Here is a 17280-nt window from a genome sequence, read left to right as displayed (position 1 = left end):
CGATGAACACAAAAAGCGACGACGCGATCGTGCGACTGGAAGACGTCCACCTTTCCTTCGGCCAGACGGAGGTGCTGAGGGGCATCGACTTGACCGTCAACAGGGGCAATGCGGTTTCCATTATCGGCCCATCCGGCTCGGGAAAATCGACGATCCTGCGCTGCATCAACGCGTTGGTGACGCCGCAGCGCGACCGCATCACGGTCGGCGGCACCCGCGTCGACCAGTTGACCACGGAAAGCGCGCGCATTGCGCTGCGCAAGCGCGTCGGCATCGTCTTTCAGCAATATAATCTTTTTCCCCACCTGACGGTGCTGGACAATATCGTGCTGGCTCCGACCCGCATCCTCGGCGTCGCGCAGGGCGAGGCAGAAAGACTTGCACGCGAACTGCTCGAAAAGGTGCGGCTGTCTGAAAAAGCCGGCGCCTATCCCGGCCAGCTTTCCGGCGGCCAGCAACAGCGCGTGGCTATTGCCCGCGCGCTGGCGATGAAGCCGGAACTGGTGTTGTTCGACGAAGTCACCTCGGCGCTCGACCCTGAGACGGTCGGCGAAGTGCTGTGGGTGATCCGCGACCTCATCCGCGACGGCATGACGAGCATCCTGGTGACCCATGAAATGCGCTTCGCCGAGGAGATCAGCGACACCGTCGTCTTCACCGAGAACGGACGCATCGTCGACCACGGCTCCCCTGAAGAAATATTCCATACATTCGACAACCCCCGCATCCGCCAGTTCGTCGGCGGCCTTGCCGGCACGCGCGGAATGGAGCGCGGCGAAAGCATTTAGGATATTGTCATGACGAGAACATTCGCACCTCTAACCTCGGCATTCGCGCAGGCGATCATCTCCTCGGACCCGTCGAAGGATCCCGCAGCGATGGACGCGGCCCGCCTGGCGATCATCGATTTTCTCGCCTGCGCGATTGCCGGCGCCCGAGACAACACGACCGGCCTTCTGGCTGAAGCCGTCGGCGCCGATCTGCCGGGTGAGGCGATCCTGATTGGCAGCGCGCGCCGAACCGATCCGCTGGCGGCGTCGGTCGTCAACGGCTATGCCGGCCATGTGCTCGACTATGACGACGTGCATGCAAGCGTGCGCGGCCACCCGACGACGGTGATCATGCCGGCGCTGCTGGCGTTGGCCGCCGGGCGCGCGTTTTCCGCCGAGGCGCTGGTCGCCTCCTATATCGTCGGGCTCGAAGCCATGGCGCGGCTGGGATTGTCGCTCGGCTCGAAGCACTACGAGAAGGGTTTCCATGCCACGGCAACGCTCGGCACAATGGGCGCGGCCGCCGCAATCGCCCATCTCAAGCGCGCCTCGGCGGAGGAGACCGCTGTCGCACTCGGCCTTGCGGCAACGCAATCGTCCGGCCTTCGGCTGCAGTTCGGCAAGGACGCCAAACCCTTTCATGCCGGCATGGCAGCGCGATCCGGTGTGTTGTCGGCGCGTTTGGCGGCGGCCGGTTTTGGCGGTGCGGCCGATTTTCTCGATAATCCGGTAGGCTTCCATTCGGTCTTTGCCTTCGGCGCGGAACGCCTGTCCGCCTTGACCGAGAACTGGGGCTCGCCCTGGCAGATCGTCGCGCCCGGGCTGACGCTGAAGGCCTATCCCTGTTGCACTGCCAGCCATCCGGTCGCTTCTCTCGGCATCGATCTCAACCGAGAAGGCCTGCGCGCAGAAGCAATCGCGCGCATCACCTTCACCTATCCGCCCGGTGCGGATGCAGCCTTGGTGGTGAGCGAGCCCACCAACGGGATCGAGGCGCGCTTCAGCCCGGAATACGTGTTCGCGGCGGCCCTGATCGACGGCGCCCTGCGGCTCGATCATTTTGATGGGCAGCCGGTCGCGCCACGGCTGATGGCGCTCGCCAAGCGAGCCGGCCGCCGCCATGACGAGGCCGCGCCGCGCATGTCGAGCGATCCGCAGACCCGCTTCGTGATCGTCGATATCGCGCTTGCCGACGGCAGCACGATACAGCGCCGTTTCGACGGCCTGCCGGGGCTGGCCGATCCGACGGAAAAATTTCTTGACGCGACCGGTCGCCATCCGGCCTTCGCCGACATTCCCTCACTCGTCCGGACCATGCACAGCGCCGCCGACCTTCGAAAACTCCTGGCGCTGCTCAATCACGATGCCGCCCAAAACCTCGTTTGACGAAAGATTTTGCCATGACCCGCAAGAGAGAAATCCACCTGGGCCTGTTCCTGCAAGGGGCCGGCCACCACGTATCCGGCTGGCGTCATCCTCACGCCGAGGCGGGAAGCGAAAATTTCGGTTTGTTGAAGCGCGTATGCGAGATCGCCGAGGCAGCGAAATTCGATATGGTCTTCCTGGCCGACGGATTGACCAGCGGCGTCGATGCGCATCCCTCGACGATCGCCCGTTTCGAACCGCTGACGCTGCTGTCCGCGCTGGCCATGGTGACCGACAAGATCGGGCTGGCGGCAACGGCGTCGACGACCTACGGAGAGCCCTACCACACGGCCCGCGCCTTCGCCTCGATCGACCATCTGAGCCACGGCCGCGCCGCCTGGAATATCGTCACGACCTCCTATGCCCGCACGGCGAACAATTTCTCCAAGGCCCATCCCGAGCATGACGAACGTTACGCCGTGGCCGAGGAATTTGTCGACGTCGTGCGCGGGCTCTGGGACAGTTGGGACGACGATGCCTTCGTCAAGGACAAGCAAAGCGGCGTCTACGCCGACCCCGCCAAGCTCCGTGTCCTCGATCACAAGGGCAAGTATTTCTCCGTCAAGGGACCGCTGAATATTCCGCGTGCACCGCAGGGCCATCCGATCCTGATCCAGGCCGGCTCGTCCGGACCGGGCCAGGACCTTGCCGCCCGCACCGCCGACGTGGTGTTCACCGCGCAGCAGAGCCTCGAAGAGGCGCAGGCTTTTTACAGAAGCCTCAAGGAGCGTGTCGCTCGTTTCGGGCGCCAGCCGGACGACATCGCCGTCATGCCTGGTTTTCTGCCGGTGATCGGCCGCACGACCAAGGAAGCCGCGGACAAACTTGCAGAACTCGACAGGTGGACGGATATCAAAAGCGCCATGCCGCTTCTGGAAGAACGCATCGGCCACAGCCTTGCCGAATACGATCTCGACGGCCCGCTACCCGATCTTCCGATCTCCGACCAGTTGCGCAGCCGCGCCGAACTCCTGACCGCGCTGGCAAGGCGCGAGGATCTGACCATCCGGCAGCTGGCACTGCGCGTTGCCGCCGGCCGCGGCCACCATATCGTCCTTGGCACGCCGGTCGAAATCGCCGACAGGATGCAGCAATGGTTCGAAAGCCGCGCCGCCGATGGCTTCAACGTCATGCCGCCCTTTTTCCCCGAGGGCCTGGAAGACTTCACACAGCTGGTCGTGCCGATCCTGCAGGAGCGCGGCCTGTTCCGCAGGGAATATGGCGGCTCAACGCTTCGCGCACATCTCGGCCTCACGCGGCCTGCGCCAATTTCGCCCTGAACGAAATATTGGCTCCTGCATAATTCAAAATGCTACAGCGTCTTAAAAGACGCTGAACAGGAGCCGGCAGGTCAGATATGAACCTTCACCTCGAAACGGACGATGATCCGCGCACCCGCCAATTCATCGACGAACACAACGCGCTTTCCGACGCGGCATTGCGAACACCGCAATTTGGCGAAGATCGTGATGCGATCAAGGCGCTGATCGAGCGGCAGGACAGGCTGATCGTCCCGATGCGCCGCGGCGCGTGGCTGTTCGATTTCCGCCAGAGCAAGGACAATCCGCTCGGCGTCTGGCTCCGTCTGCCGGCGGGCCTGGCTCCCCTGCCCGATGCCGCCTGGGAGCCGGTGTTCGATCTCGACGCCTTCTGCGTCGGCGAAGGCAAGCGCTGGAACTGGCGCGGCGCCGTCACCTGCCCGTGGGAGCCGACGCGGGTGCTGCTCACGCTTTCGGACGGCGGCTCCGACCTTCTCCGGCTGCTCGAATTCGACGCCGAGAGGAAACAGATTGTCGAGGGCGGTTTCGATACGCCTGCCGCGCGCTCGCACGCCACTTGGCTGAGCCGCGACGAGATCTGCTATTTCGGTTCCATCGACCGATATTCGGCGACCCGCTCGGGATGGCCGCGCGTCGGGCGGCGATTGAAGCGCGGGCAGCGGCCGGAAGAGGCCGCCATCATGTTCGAGGCCGCCGACGAGGACGTCTACGGTTTCAATCTCATCATCGACCCTGCCCTGTCGGGCGCCTCGGCGAATGCCGGACTGATCGACATTTTCGTCGCCGCCCATGAGATCGGCGTCTCAAGCGCGTTCCTGATCGGCAACGACGGCGCGCGGCGGCGTATCGATCTGCCCGAGGAGGCGGATTTCCAATTCAATCACGATCATTGCCTTTGGCGGGCAAAGACCGATGAGCGCGTTGCCACCGGCAGCCTCGTGCTGCAGCGCTTCGATCCGACCTCTGAGACGGCCGTGCTCGGGCCGGAGCGGATCCTGTTTCAGCCTGGCGAGGGCCAGTCGATCTCGCAGATGATGCTGATGCGTCAGTGGTGCGTCTTCATCATCTCCGACCGGCTGCGTCCGCGCCTCCTGGTGCTGGACCTGACCAAGCCCGATGCCGAACAGCGCGAGATTGCGCTGCCGACCGACATGCAGACGGCTTATTTCAGGCCGCTGCACGCGGATCTGCACCTCGGCGACGATACGCTCTACATCGTCGGTCAGGGCTTCCTGCAGCCACCGGCCTGCTACCGGCTGGAACTCTCGGATCGCAGCAGAGAGCCCGGACCGATTTTTGTCGCGGCTGCGCCGCGTTATTTCGACGCGACGGATATGTCATCCGAACTGCTGGAAGCTGTCTCGGAAGACGGAACAAAAGTGCCCTACCGGCTGGTCCTGCCGAAGCACTGGACCAAGGGCGCTTTGCCGGTGCTGCTTTATGGCTATGGCGGCTTCGATGTCTCGCTATCGCCGACCTATTCCGGCGTAACAGGGCGCTGGTTGGAGCAAGGCGGCGCCTATGTGCAGGCCTATATCCGCGGCGGCGGCGAATTCGGGCCCGACTGGTATCGCAGCGCCAAGCGGCAGGGGCGAGACCGGGCGTTTGCCGATTTCGTCGCCATCGCCCGCGATCTCGTTGCCCGCGGCTATACCGTGCCGTCGCGGATCGCCTGCCAAGGCGGCAGCAATGGCGGCCTGCTGACCGGGGTGATGCTGACGCGTTACCCAGCGGATTTCGGCGCCGGCTGGTGCCAGGTGCCGGTGCTCGACATGACACGCTTCCACCTGTTCAGCGCGGGACAGGCCTGGATGGACGAATACGGCAATCCGGAGATACCGGAAGACCGGGATTTCATGCTCGGTTATTCGCCACTTCACAATATCAGGCCGGCAACGGAGGTTGCCTATCCGCCGATCTATATCGAAAGCTCCGCCAATGACGACCGTGTGCATCCCTCGCATGCGCGCCGCTTTGCGGCGCGGCTGGAGGAGGCAGGACACCAGCCACTCTTCCATGAATTCGGCTCCGGCGGGCATGGCGGCGACGGCAATTCCGAAGAGCGCGCCGCCCGCGCGGCGATGGGTTACAGCTTCCTTCGCCAAACTATCATGAGGTAGATGGGCCATCATGCGGTAGGATAGAAGAGAATGAAGGGGAGAGCTTGTCGACGCTCTCCTTTCTGCTAAAAGAAGCGCAATAAATCATACTTTTCACAGGCTCGAGCGAAACCATGTCTCCAATCAACCTCGCCATCGTCGGCGTCGGCAAGATCGTCCGCGACCAGCACCTTCCTGCCATCGCCAAGAACCCGGATTTCAAGCTCGTCGCTACGGCAAGCCGCCACGGCACCGTCGAAGGCATCAACAGCTATACGACGATCGAAGCGATGCTCGACGCCGAGCCTTCCATCGATGCCGTCTCGCTCTGCATGCCGCCGCAATATCGTTACGAGGCCGCCTATAAGGCGCTCGTCGCCGGCAAGCATGTCTTCCTGGAAAAACCGCCCGGCGCAACGCTGAGCGAAGTGGCCGATCTCGAGGCGCTTGCGAGCAAGCAGGGCGCCTCGCTCTTTGCCAGCTGGCATTCGCGTTATGCGCCGGCCGTCGAAGCCGCCAAGGCGTTTCTTGCCGCGACGACGATCAAAAGCGTGCATGTGATCTGGAAGGAGGATGTCCGCCATTGGCATCCGAACCAGGACTGGATCTGGCAGGCCGGCGGTCTCGGTGTTTTCGATCCCGGCATCAACGCGCTGTCGATCGTCACCCACATCCTGCCGCGGCAGATCTTCATCACGGGAGCCGTGCTCGAATTCCCTGAAAACCGCGATGCGCCGATCGCCGCCGACATTCGCTTCCAGGATGCCGGCGGCCTGCCCGTTCATGCCGAATTCGACTGGCGCCAGACCGGCAAACAGAGCTGGGACATCGTTGCGGAAACGGCGGCCGGCCAGATGGTTCTCGCCGAGGGCGGCGCCAAGCTTTCGGTGGACGGCACGCTGACCTTCGCCGAGCCGGAACAGGAATATCCCTCGCTCTACCGTCGCTTCGCCGAAATCATCAAGGCCGGCAAATCGGATGTCGATCTCGCGCCGCTGCGGCACGTCGCCGACGCCTTCATGCTCGGCAAGCGCAAGTTCGTCGAGGCGTTCCACGACTGAGCGGCCTTACTGAAACGCCAAGCGCGTCGCATCGAAACTTGATCGATGCGACGCGCTTTGGCTTGTCGTTTTTATGCATGCAGTTATCGGCGTGGCGTGGGAAGCGACGTCAGGCCTTCTTCTCCCACCGCCCTTCCGGGGTCTGCTGCCAATAGGTGAGGTTATGTCCCTCGCCTTTCAGCTTCTTCCACTGCGCGCGGGCGGCCTCAAGTTGCTCCTGGTCGTGACCGTCGAACATGAAGACGATGCGCTCATAGGCCTCGACCGGCGGTGGCTCGGCGCCGTCGATGATGAAACGCACGGTCGCCGCATTGGCATTGCCTGACGTCACCGTCAAAAGCACCGGCTGGCTTTCGGCGAAATCGCCCTCGTCGATGCCGTGCGGCAGGAAGCTCTCCTCGCGGAAAGTCCAAAGATGCGCGTCGAGAGCATCGCGCCGCGCCGGCTCACGCGTCTGGACGGCAACGCGCCAGCCGCGCTCGACGCTTTTGTCGATCAGCGGTGGAAGCGCGTCTTCCAGCCTGGTTTCGGTCAGATGATAGAAAAGAACGTCCGTCATCAGGCTTCATAATGGGCGCGAACGAGTTCGTCGAGCAGGCGCACGCCGAAACCGGAACCCCAGGACTGGTTGATCTCATCCTGCGGCGAGCCCATCGCCGTGCCGGCGATATCGAGATGCGCCCAGGGCGTATCCTGTACGAAGCGCTTGAGGAAATGCGCCGCGGTGATCGAGCCGGCCTGCCGGCCGCCGGTGTTCTTCATGTCGGCGAACTTGCTGTCGATCAGCTTGTCGTAGTCCTTACCGAGCGGCATGCGCCAGAGCTTCTCGTTGGTGGAAAGGCCGGCTGCCGTCAGCCGGGCGGAAAGCTGATCGTCATTGGAGAACAGGCCGGCATGGACATTGCCGAGCGCCACGACGATTGCGCCGGTCAGCGTGGCGAGATTGATCATGAACTGCGGATTGAAACGATCGTTGCAGTACCAAAGGGCATCGCAAAGCACGAGGCGGCCTTCGGCATCGGTATTGATCACCTCGATCGTCTGGCCGGACATCGAGGTGACGATGTCGCCCGGACGCTGGGCGTTGCCGTCAGGCATGTTCTCGACCAGGCCGATAATGCCGACGGCGTTGACGGCGGCCTTGCGGGAGGCGAGCACATGCATAAGGCCGGTGACGGCTGCCGCACCACCCATATCGCCCTTCATGTCCTCCATGCCCGCGGCCGGCTTGATCGAAATGCCGCCGGTATCGAAAACGACGCCCTTGCCGATGAAGGCGATGGGACGATCCTTGGCCCTGCCGCCCTTCCACTGCATGACCGCCAGGCGCGGCGGACGCACTGAGCCCTGGGCGACGCCGAGAAGGGCGCCCATGCCGAGGCGGCGCATCTCCTTCTCGGTCAGGATCTCCACCTCGACGCCGAGTTTTTCCAACTCTTTCGCCTTGGCGGCGAACTCGACAGGCCCGAGCACGTTCGGCGGCTCGTTGACGAGGTCGCGGGCAAGATTGACGCCGCCGGCGATCGCTTCGGAATCGGCAAACGCCGCCTTGGCGCCGGCGGGATCGGCGGTGACGATCGTCACCTTGACGGATTTTGCCGGCTTCTCCTCGTCGTCGCCCTTCTTCGTCTTATAGGTATCGAAGCTATAGGCGCGCAGCAGCAGGCCGAGGGCGAAATCGGCGGCGGCCCGCGCGCTCGTCTCTAGGCCGGGCACGTCGATGAAGACGGCGGCCTTGTCGGTATTCTTGATTTTCGCCGCCGCAGCGCCGCCGGCCTTCAGCCAATCATGGGGGGTGAGGCCGGCGGTCTTGCCAAGCCCGATAACGACGATGCGCTCGACGGAGGCGCCTTCCGGGGCGACAATATCGAGAACGCTCATAGATTTCGCGGAGAATCGGGCGATCCTGGCAGCCTTGGCGATCACGCCGGCCGGATCGACTGTGTCGGCGCCCGCAGGACTGTCGGCGTCTGCGGTCTTCAACAAGATCGCCAGGCCTCCACTGAGCTTTGCCGACTTTGAGAATGAAATTTCGAACTTTGCTGACATGTCTTCTCCGCTGGGATTCTCGAAATCCGTCCCTGGCGGATAATTTCGCGTTTGGCGGGTCTGTCAATGGCTGGCGACAATTGTTATGGTCGCCAGCGGCCATGATGGCCCTCATGTTTTCGTCAGTTTCGTAGATATTCGCGTTGACAGTTTTCCCGAAAAATCCATGGCGGAGCCTGGCAATCCGCCTGCCGAAAACGACTTTCGGCGCATTCATGCTGCTGTTCTGGACGTGGTGGGTGCTGCTTGCCGTCTTTCGCGCCTTTCCCGCGATAGACATCTATTTTTCCCAGCTTTTCTTCCTGGCCACGGATTGCGACGCGACGGCGGCCCCCGGAAGCATCTGCGGCGGCTTTCCCTATCGCGATTCCGGAAATTTCGACCTGCTGCGCAATATCTTCTTCCGGCTGCCCTATGTCGTGGCGATCGTCATGGCGTGGAAACTCATCGAATGTTACCAGCAGCATGGCGCGACCTTCAACGCCGAGCGGGCAAACAAGCTGAAAGTCTCGCTCGGAACGCTGCTGATCGGGCCGGTGCTGCTCGTCAATGTTATCCTGAAGGAACATTGGGGCCGGCCGCGGCCGATACAGACGGATATTTTCGGCGGTGCGCTGCATTTCGTCGAGGCAGGTTCGCTTGCCGGAAAATGCGTCTCGAACTGCTCGTTCATCTCGGGCGAGGCAGCGAGCGCCGGCTGGCTCTTCTGCCTTCTGCTGTTCGTTCCGAAATCCCTGCGCTATGCAGTGGCGGCCCCCGTGGCAGCGATCTCGATCCTGACGCCTGCGATGCGGCTATCCTTTGGCGCGCATTACCTTTCCGACGTCGTTCTCGGATGGCTTTCGTCGCTTGTCGTCTTCGCCGCGTTGCTGGCATTAACTGAGTCGCAACAGCATCGAAAAAATTCTGAAATTTGAATGAATTTTTGACACCTGCTTGTCGCAATACGGCGACAAAGAGCGTAGAGGGTTTCTCCTGCAAAGCCGTTTGGGCGTGCAGGTGCTTTCAAGGGCAGGCATGAAACTACTCGAGACATACATATTGCGGCGCGTCGGCCAGATGTTTCTCGTGGCGCTCCTGCCCGTTCTGGCGATCATCTGGACGACTCAGGTTCTGCAGCGAATCAACCTGGTCACCGACAGCGGCCAGTCGATCGGCTCGTTCGCCAAGCTCGCGACGATGATCCTGCCGTCGATCATTCCCGTCGTGCTGCCCTTTGCCCTCGTCATCGCGATCACCCAGACGTTGACGACGATGAACAACGATTCCGAGCTGACCGTCATCGACGCGGCCGGGGCGCGGCGCAGCGTGCTGATCCGCCCGATCCTGCTGCTTGCCGCCGTCGTCAGCGTGTTTTCCTTCTTCGTCGACAACGTCGTCGAGCCGCGCGCAAAGACCGTCGTGCGCCAGATGATCGCCGAGACCTATGCCGACCTGCTGTCTTCGGTGATCGAAGAAAAGACCTTCCGCAAGCTTGATGAAGGCCTTTATGTGCAGATCTCGAAGCGGATGGCCGGCCGCATGCTGAAGGGCCTTTTCGTCGCCGACGAGCGCGACCCGGCCTACGAGCTGATCTATTATGCGAAGGAAGGCGCCGTCGACGATACGGGCACGACGCTGATCATGCATCAGGGCGAAGTGCACCGCAAAACGCCGGACGGCAACGTCTCGGTGATCAATTTCGATTCCTACTCCTTCGACCTCTCCGATATGACCGAAAATCGCGGCCAGGCGACGCTGCGCGCCAGCGACCGTGACCTGTGGTTCCTGATCAATCCGGATCCGGCCGACAAGGACTATACGATCCGGCCGCAGAGCTACCGCGCCGAACTGCACCGCCGGCTGACGGACTGGATCCTGCCTATCGTCTTTGCGCTGTTTTCGCTGGCGATCGCCGGCGATGCGCGCTCGCACCGCGAAGCGCGGCTGCATCCGATGGTGAGCGCGCTCGCCTATGCCTTCGCGCTCAGATGGGCGGCCTTCTACGCGGCCAACCAGATCGACACCGACCCTGAATATATCGTCGTTCTCTATGCCATACCGATCGTCAGCAGCATCGTCTCGATCGTCTTCCTCGGCCTGCACAAACGACTGGCCATGCCTTCGTTCGTTCGCGACCGGATGTCGTCTTTCTGGAGACGGATGCAGGAAAGGCTGCTTGCAGCTACCGGCAGGACCGGCAGGGATGCCGCCCAATGATGTTCGGGACATTGTCGCGTTATTTCTTTCGCCGCTATCTGGTGACGATGGGCTGGTTCCTGATCGGCGTCTCGGCGATTTCCTTCCTTCTCGATTTCAGCGAGACGGCGGGCCGCATGTCCGGCCTGCCCGGCTATACGATCGGCGGCGGCATCCTGATGACCGCCGTGCGCCTGCCGCTAATCCTGCAGCAGACGGTCCCCTTCATCGCGCTGTTCGTCGGCATGACGGTGCTGATCGGGCTCAACCGCAAATATGAACTCGTCGTCACGCGCGCAGCCGGCATTTCGGTCTGGCAGTTCATGTCCCCCTTCATCGCCGGCTCGCTGCTGCTCGGCATACTGACGATGACGGCGCTCAACCCGCTTGCCGCCTGGGGACAGCGCCAGGCGCTGCTCGTCGAATCCGACTGGCGCGGCGAGAACGCGGTTCTGCGCAAGGCGCCGCAGATTCCGTGGCTGCGCCAGATCAGCGGCCGGGACGACGTCATCATCGGCGCCCACACGGTTCAGGAGAACGGAACCAAGCTGATCGACGCCGTGCTGATCCATTTCGATTCAAGCGGTCAGGTCATTCTGAGACAGGATGCCGCGACGGCGAAATTGGAAGATGGTTACTGGCAACTTAACAACGTTGTCGAGCGCAAGCCTGGCGAAATCCCCGTGCGTAAAGCTTCGGTTCAACTTCGCACCAATCTGAAACAGGACTTCGTCCAGGAGCGGCTGACGGCGCCGGAAACAATTGGTTTCTTTGACCTTTCCAACCGCATTGCCGCGGCCAAATCCTTCGGCATCTCGACCAAGGCGCTGGAGACGCAATTCAACTCCTTGTTGTCCCAGCCACTGCTGCTGGTGGCGATGACTTTCATTGCTGCAACAGTGTCCCTAAAATTTAGCCGGTTCAACCAATCCCGCTCCGTGATTCTGGGTGGCATCCTTTCGGGCTTCGTGCTTTATGTCATCACCGTGCTTGTAAAGGCATTCGGAAGCAGCGGAGTCGTGCCCCCCTTCGTGGCGACGTGGATACCGGTGGTCGTCGCGCTGGCCTTGGGTGCGACTATTCTGCTTCATCAGGAGGACGGCTAGTGGCGGCAGGCGACCGCAAGTATTTTAGTAAACAGTTGGTTGCCCTGCTTGTCAGTGCGGCTTCATGTTCCTATTTCGGCAGCGCTCCGGCCTCCTACGGCCAGGCCAGCGCGCCCGAACAAAATATAGCGAAGAAGATTCCTGAAGAGGCCAAGCTTCTGCTTTCGGCCAATGAACTCGTCTATAACCGTGACGCCGACCTGGTGTCGGCGGTCGGTGGTGTGCAGATCAATTATGGCGGCTATAAAATGGTCGCGCAGAAGGTCGAGTACAATCAGAAGACCGGCCGGATGATGGCGCTCGGCAATGTCGAGATGGTCAGCCCGGACGGCAACCGCATCTATGCCGACAACCTTGACGTGACCGACAATTTTTCCGACGGTTTCCTCAACTCGCTGCGCATCGAAACCACCGACAATACGCGTATCGTCGCCGAAAGCGGCGAGCGCGTCGGCGGCACGAAGATGATTCTCAACAAGGGCGTCTACACCGCCTGTCTTCCTTGCGCCGAAGATCCGAAGCGTGCGCCATTCTGGCAGGTCAAGGCCAAGCGCGTGATCCAGAACGGCGTGACGCATACGATCCGTCTGGAAAGTGCGCGCTTCGAGCTGCTCGGCTATCCGATCGCCTTCCTGCCGTTCATCGAGGTTCCCGACAATACGGTGAAGCGCAAGTCGGGCTTTCTCTTCCCGACGATGAGCCTGTCGCAGAACCTCGGATTCGGCCTTTCCATTCCTTATTATTACGTGATCTCGCCGAGCATGGACGCGACGGTCACCACCACCGGCTACACCGCCCAGGGCTTCCTCGTCGAAGGCGAGTTCCGCCAGCGCTTCGAAAACGGCACGCATATCCTGCGCGTCGCCGGCATCGACCAGGCAAAGCCGGACAATTTCAGCTCGGGCACCAGCGATGCCGAAGCCAGCCGGCGTGGCATGGTGGCGTCGAAGGCCGAATTCCGTATCAATCCGCGCTGGACGTTCGGCTGGGACGTCATGGTGCAGAGCGACAACAATTTCTCGAAGACGTACAAGCTGCGGGACCTGACCGGCACGGATCACACCAACCAGATTTACCTGACAGGGCTTGGGAAACGCAATTATTTCGACATGCGGGCGTTCTATTTCGACGTCCAGGATGCCGACCGGACGAACACGGCCGAAAAGCAGCAGGCGATCGTCTATCCGTCGCTCGACTATCACTATGTGGCGCCGCAGCCGCTTGCAGGCGGCGAGCTTTCGGCCGACGTCAACCTGACCAATATTTCGCGCACCCATGACGACTTCTACACCGTCGACGGCTTCGACCGCTTTCGCGGCCTGAAGGGCCAGACCTCGCGCCTGACCGGTGAATTGGAGTGGAAGCGCACCTATGTCACACCGACCGGCCTGGTGATCACGCCGTTGCTGGCCGCGCGCGGCGATGCTTTCGCGCTTAACATGAACGACCCGACAGGTTACGCCGGCAATTATCTCGACGACAATTCCGCTACCCGCTCGATGTTCACGGCCGGGCTGGAGATGCGTTATCCGATCCTGATGACGACGGAGAACAGCACCCATATCCTCGAGCCGATCGCGCAGATCTATGCCCGCCCAGACGAGCAGCTCGCCGGCCGCCTGCCGAACGAGGATGCGCAGAGCTTCGTCTTCGACGCCACGTCGCTGTTCGACCGCGATAAATTCTCGGGCTACGACCGCGTCGAAGGCGGCACCCGCGCCAATGTCGGCGTCCAGTATACCGGCACGTTCGACAGCGGCTACAAGCTGCACGGCATCTTCGGCCAATCCTACCAGATTGCCGGCCAGAACTCGTTCGCGACCGACGACCTCGTCAATGTCGGCGCAGATTCCGGCCTTGAAACCACGCGCTCCGATTATGTCGGCCTCGGCGGCGTCGAGACGCCCTACGGCGTTTCGGTGACGGCCTCCTATCGTCTCGACGAGAAGGATTTCGAGTTCCGCCGCGGTGACCTGACGACGGCCTACCAGAACGACACCTTCCAGACGCAGGTGACCTACACCCATCTCAGCGCCCAGCCGGCATATGGCTTTGCCGAGGACAACGACGAGATCCAGACCAACAGTAAGATCAAGTTCAAGGATTATTGGTCGATCTTCGGCGGCATCGCCTGGGATTTGAACAATGACGTGCTCAGCCGCCGGACGCTCGGTCTCACCTACGAAGACGAATGCACGATCTTCACGATCGCCTATACGGATACAAGGGACTCCGACGACGAAACGGCAAGTGACTGGACGATCGGCGCACGGCTGACCTTCCGGACGCTCGGCGACATCAAGATCGGCACAAACACCCTTGAGTGACGGGCAGCCGGCGCAAACATGGCCTGAAGCCATTCTTTCGCCGTATGCCTGTGCAGGACATTGCCGCCAGTCGATATCTGAGGCATAGCGGTTTCGCCGCGTGTCTCGCACTGTGGTAAAAAACGCCGCGAACAACGTCTCGCGGCGCTATCGGGAGGTCAACGGATGATTGACGCGAAAAAAGCCATAACCACGTTCCTCGCCGGGGCAGCGCTTGCCTTGCTGACGGGTGTTGCCGCTCCAGCATTTGCCGCAAGCGAGGTCAAGGCCGTGGTGAACGGCACGGCCATCACCAGCGGCGACGTCGCCAAGCGCCAGGCCTTCCTGCGCCTGCAGCACACCAAGGCCGATGCCAAGGCTGCCGAGGAGCAATTGATCGACGAGTCGCTCAAGCGGCAGGAGGTCGCCCGCGTTCATATGTCGGTTTCGCAGCAGGACGTCGATGCGTCTTTCGCGCGCTTTTCGGCCGGCAATAAGCTTTCCGTCGAGCAGATGTCGCAGATCCTCGATCGTGCCGGCGTCGGGGTCGACCATTTCAAAGGTTTCATCGCCGTGCAGATGAGCTGGCCGCGCGTGGTCAACGCCCGCTACGGTTCGACTTCGCGGCTGTCGAATTATGACCTCGTCTCGCGCATGATGCAGAACAACAAGCAGAAGCCGGTGACGACCGAATATATGCTGCAGCAGATCATTTTCGTCATTCCGCAAGCCAAGCGCAACGCCATCACCGGCAAGCGCAAGGGCGAAGCCGAGGCATCGCGCTCGAAGTTTCCGGGCTGCGATCAGTCAAAGGTCTTTGCCGCGACGATGCGCGACGTTTCCGTGCGCGATCTCGGCCGCATGCTCGCCCCCGAGATCCCGCCGGATTGGAAGCCGCTGGTCGAACAGGCCAAAGGCAATACGACGGGGACCCGTGTCACCGACAAGGGCGTCGAATATCTGGCAATCTGCAGCCAGCGCCAGGTTTCCGACGACCAGGCGGCCGAAATGGTCTTCCGCCAGGAAGACCTCGGCAAGTCCAAGGACAGCAAGGACGCCAGCCCGGAAAACGAAAACAGCAAGAAGTACCTGGATGAACTGCGCAAGAAGGCGCAGATCGCCTATCGTTGACCTGCGATGACGATACCGTTTTCGCGACCGCTTGCGCTGAGCCAGGGCGACCCCGCCGGCATCGGGCCGGATATTACGCTGATGGCCTGGCTGCGGCGGCGCGAACTCGGGCTGCCGCCATTCTTCCTGATCGGCGATCCCGGCGTATTGGCGTTGAGAGCGCGCCAGCTCAACCTGGCGGTTTCGATCCGCGAGACGGATAGAGCAAGCGAGGCCGCCGGCATGTTTGCCGATGCGCTGCCCGTCATGCCAGTGCCTGCCGGTATCGAAGTGGTTGCCGGCGAACCGCATGCAGCAACGGCGAAAGGCACGATCGCAGCGATCGAGAAAGCTGTGTCGCTCGTCATCGACGGCGAGGCGCTGGCGGTCGTCACCAACCCGATCGCCAAGTCGGTGCTCTACGAAGCAGGTTTCCGATTTCCCGGCCATACCGAATTTCTCGCCGATCTCGCCACTAGAGCGACCGGCCGGCCGGTGACGCCTGTGATGATGCTGTCGGGACCGAAGCTCAGGGCCATTCCGGTCACCATCCACATTCCGATCCGGGACGTACCGCAGGCGCTGACCAGCGAACTGATCATGGAAACCTGCCGGATCGCCCATGAAGACCTGCAGCAGCGCTTCGGCATCGCGGCGCCGCGGCTGGCTGTCGCCGGCCTCAACCCGCATGCGGGCGAAGACGGAACGATCGGCAAGGAGGACGAGGATATCATCCGCCCGGCGATCGAGCGCCTGCGCGACGAGGGCATCGATGCGATCGGCCCCCTGCCCGCCGACACCATGTTCCATGACGAGGCGCGGGCGCGATACGACGTCGCCGTCTGCATGTATCACGACCAGGCGCTGATCCCGGCCAAGGCACTCGGCTTCGACGACAGCGTCAATGTGACGCTCGGGCTTCCCTTCGTGCGCACCTCGCCCGATCACGGCACCGCTTTCGGCATTGCCGGCAAGGGGCTGGCGCGCGAGCAGAGCCTCGTTGCGGCGCTGAAGCTTGCAGCCCAGCTCGGCCGCCTTCAGGAAAGCCGTCGCTGATGGCAGCACTCGATGGCCTGCCGCCGCTTCGCGACGTCATCCAGCGTCACGGCCTCGATGCGCGCAAGGCGCTCGGGCAGAACTTCCTGCTCGACCTCAACCTGACGCAGAAGATCGCCCGTACGGCCGGCTCGCTCGAAGATGCGACGATCTTCGAGGTCGGCCCCGGCCCCGGCGGGCTGACGCGGGCAATCCTGGCGCTCGGCGCCCGGAAGGTCATCGCCGTCGAGCGGGATGCCCGCTGCCTGCCTGCGCTCGCCGAAATCGCCGATCATTATCCCGGCCGGCTGGAAGTCATCGAAGGCGATGCGCTGAAGACGGATTTCGAGGCGCTGGCGCCCGATGGACCGGTCAAGATCATTGCCAACCTGCCCTACAATGTCGGCACGCAGCTTTTGGTCAACTGGCTCCTGCCGAAGGCCTGGCCGCCATTCTGGCAGTCGCTGACGCTGATGTTCCAGAAGGAAGTCGGCGAGCGCATCGTCGCCGGTGAAGACGACGACCATTATGGCCGTCTCGGCGTGCTCTGCGGTTGGCGGACGGAGGCGCGGATGGCCTTCGACGTGCCGCCGCAGGCCTTCACGCCGCCGCCGAAGGTGACGTCGACGGTGGTGCATCTGACACCCCGGGACAACCCGATCCCCTGCGCTGTCGGCAATCTGGAAAAGGTGACGCAGGCGGCCTTCGGCCAGCGCCGCAAGATGCTGCGCCAGAGCCTGAAACCGCTCGGCGGCGAGAGCCTGCTCGTCAAGGCCGGGATCGATCCGGCGCGGCGGGCGGAGACCCTGTCGGTCGAGGAATTCTGCCTGCTGGCAAACAGCCTGTAGACAACCGCTTCGC

At 62.4% G+C, this 17280-nt stretch carries 14 protein-coding genes; 12 read left to right on the top strand and 2 right to left on the bottom strand.

Features of this window, described 5'->3' with window-relative positions; translation table 11 throughout:
* Positions 1-2: 2 nt before the first annotated feature.
* From RHEC894_RS07220 to RHEC894_RS07200, 5 genes are all read left to right on the top strand, one after another.
* Complete coding sequence (locus RHEC894_RS07220) at positions 3-788, top strand: amino acid ABC transporter ATP-binding protein (RefSeq protein WP_085736775.1); 786 nt, start codon at positions 3-5, stop codon at positions 786-788.
* A gap of 9 nt (positions 789-797) precedes the next feature.
* Positions 798-2156, top strand: a complete 1359-nt coding sequence (locus RHEC894_RS07215) for an MmgE/PrpD family protein (RefSeq protein WP_085736774.1) — start codon at positions 798-800, stop codon at positions 2154-2156.
* Positions 2157-2170: 14 nt separating this feature from the next.
* Entirely contained in the window at positions 2171-3475 is a 1305-nt protein-coding gene (locus RHEC894_RS07210) for an LLM class flavin-dependent oxidoreductase (RefSeq protein ID WP_085738891.1), read from the top strand.
* Positions 3476-3552: 77 nt separating this feature from the next.
* The gene (locus RHEC894_RS07205) at positions 3553-5595 is read left to right on the top strand and encodes a prolyl oligopeptidase family serine peptidase (protein ID WP_085736773.1); all 2043 of its coding nucleotides are present in this window, start codon (positions 3553-3555) and stop codon (positions 5593-5595) included.
* Between the two features lie 113 nt (positions 5596-5708).
* Positions 5709-6635, top strand: coding sequence for a Gfo/Idh/MocA family oxidoreductase (locus tag RHEC894_RS07200; protein WP_010068822.1), 927 nt, complete (start codon positions 5709-5711; stop codon positions 6633-6635).
* A gap of 109 nt (positions 6636-6744) precedes the next feature.
* Here RHEC894_RS07200 and RHEC894_RS07195 read toward each other — a convergent pair whose 3' ends face one another.
* A complete protein-coding gene (locus RHEC894_RS07195) occupies positions 6745-7194 on the bottom strand; it encodes a DNA polymerase III subunit chi (RefSeq protein WP_085736772.1) in 450 nt (149 codons plus the stop codon).
* Positions 7194-8684, bottom strand: a complete 1491-nt coding sequence (locus tag RHEC894_RS07190; RefSeq protein ID WP_085736771.1) for a leucyl aminopeptidase — start codon at positions 8682-8684, stop codon at positions 7194-7196. The genes RHEC894_RS07195 and RHEC894_RS07190 overlap by 1 nt, the downstream gene beginning before the upstream one ends.
* 143 nt (positions 8685-8827) lie before the next feature.
* Here RHEC894_RS07190 and RHEC894_RS07185 point away from each other — a divergent pair, with 143 nt between their 5' ends.
* The 7 genes from RHEC894_RS07185 to rsmA all read left to right on the top strand — a co-directional run bounded on the left by RHEC894_RS07185 (position 8828) and on the right by rsmA (position 17267).
* Complete coding sequence (locus tag RHEC894_RS07185) at positions 8828-9601, top strand: phosphatase PAP2 family protein (RefSeq protein WP_085736770.1); 774 nt, start codon at positions 8828-8830, stop codon at positions 9599-9601.
* A 100-nt stretch (positions 9602-9701) separates the two neighbouring features.
* Positions 9702-10883 (top strand): LPS export ABC transporter permease LptF, encoded by a 1182-nt coding sequence (lptF, locus tag RHEC894_RS07180; protein WP_085738890.1) that lies wholly within the window; start codon positions 9702-9704, stop codon positions 10881-10883.
* Complete coding sequence (gene lptG, locus RHEC894_RS07175; protein WP_071090205.1) at positions 10880-11968, top strand: LPS export ABC transporter permease LptG; 1089 nt, start codon at positions 10880-10882, stop codon at positions 11966-11968. The genes lptF and lptG overlap by 4 nt, the downstream gene beginning before the upstream one ends.
* Complete coding sequence (locus RHEC894_RS07170; protein ID WP_085736769.1) at positions 11968-14295, top strand: LPS-assembly protein LptD; 2328 nt, start codon at positions 11968-11970, stop codon at positions 14293-14295. The genes lptG and RHEC894_RS07170 overlap by 1 nt, the downstream gene beginning before the upstream one ends.
* A gap of 165 nt (positions 14296-14460) precedes the next feature.
* On the top strand, positions 14461-15405 hold the full coding sequence (locus RHEC894_RS07165) for a peptidylprolyl isomerase (RefSeq protein WP_085736768.1): 945 nt from the start codon (positions 14461-14463) through the stop codon (positions 15403-15405).
* Positions 15406-15411: 6 nt separating this feature from the next.
* A complete protein-coding gene (pdxA, locus tag RHEC894_RS07160; protein ID WP_085736767.1) occupies positions 15412-16440 on the top strand; it encodes a 4-hydroxythreonine-4-phosphate dehydrogenase PdxA in 1029 nt (342 codons plus the stop codon).
* Positions 16440-17267, top strand: a complete 828-nt coding sequence (gene rsmA / locus RHEC894_RS07155; protein ID WP_085736766.1) for a 16S rRNA (adenine(1518)-N(6)/adenine(1519)-N(6))-dimethyltransferase RsmA — start codon at positions 16440-16442, stop codon at positions 17265-17267. Before pdxA ends, rsmA begins: the two co-directional genes overlap by 1 nt.
* Positions 17268-17280 lie beyond the last annotated feature (13 nt).

It is taken from the genome of Rhizobium sp. CIAT894, assembly GCF_000172795.2.
Lineage (GTDB): Bacteria > Pseudomonadota > Alphaproteobacteria > Rhizobiales > Rhizobiaceae > Rhizobium.
This window is presented reverse-complemented; position numbering and strand designations above follow the sequence as displayed.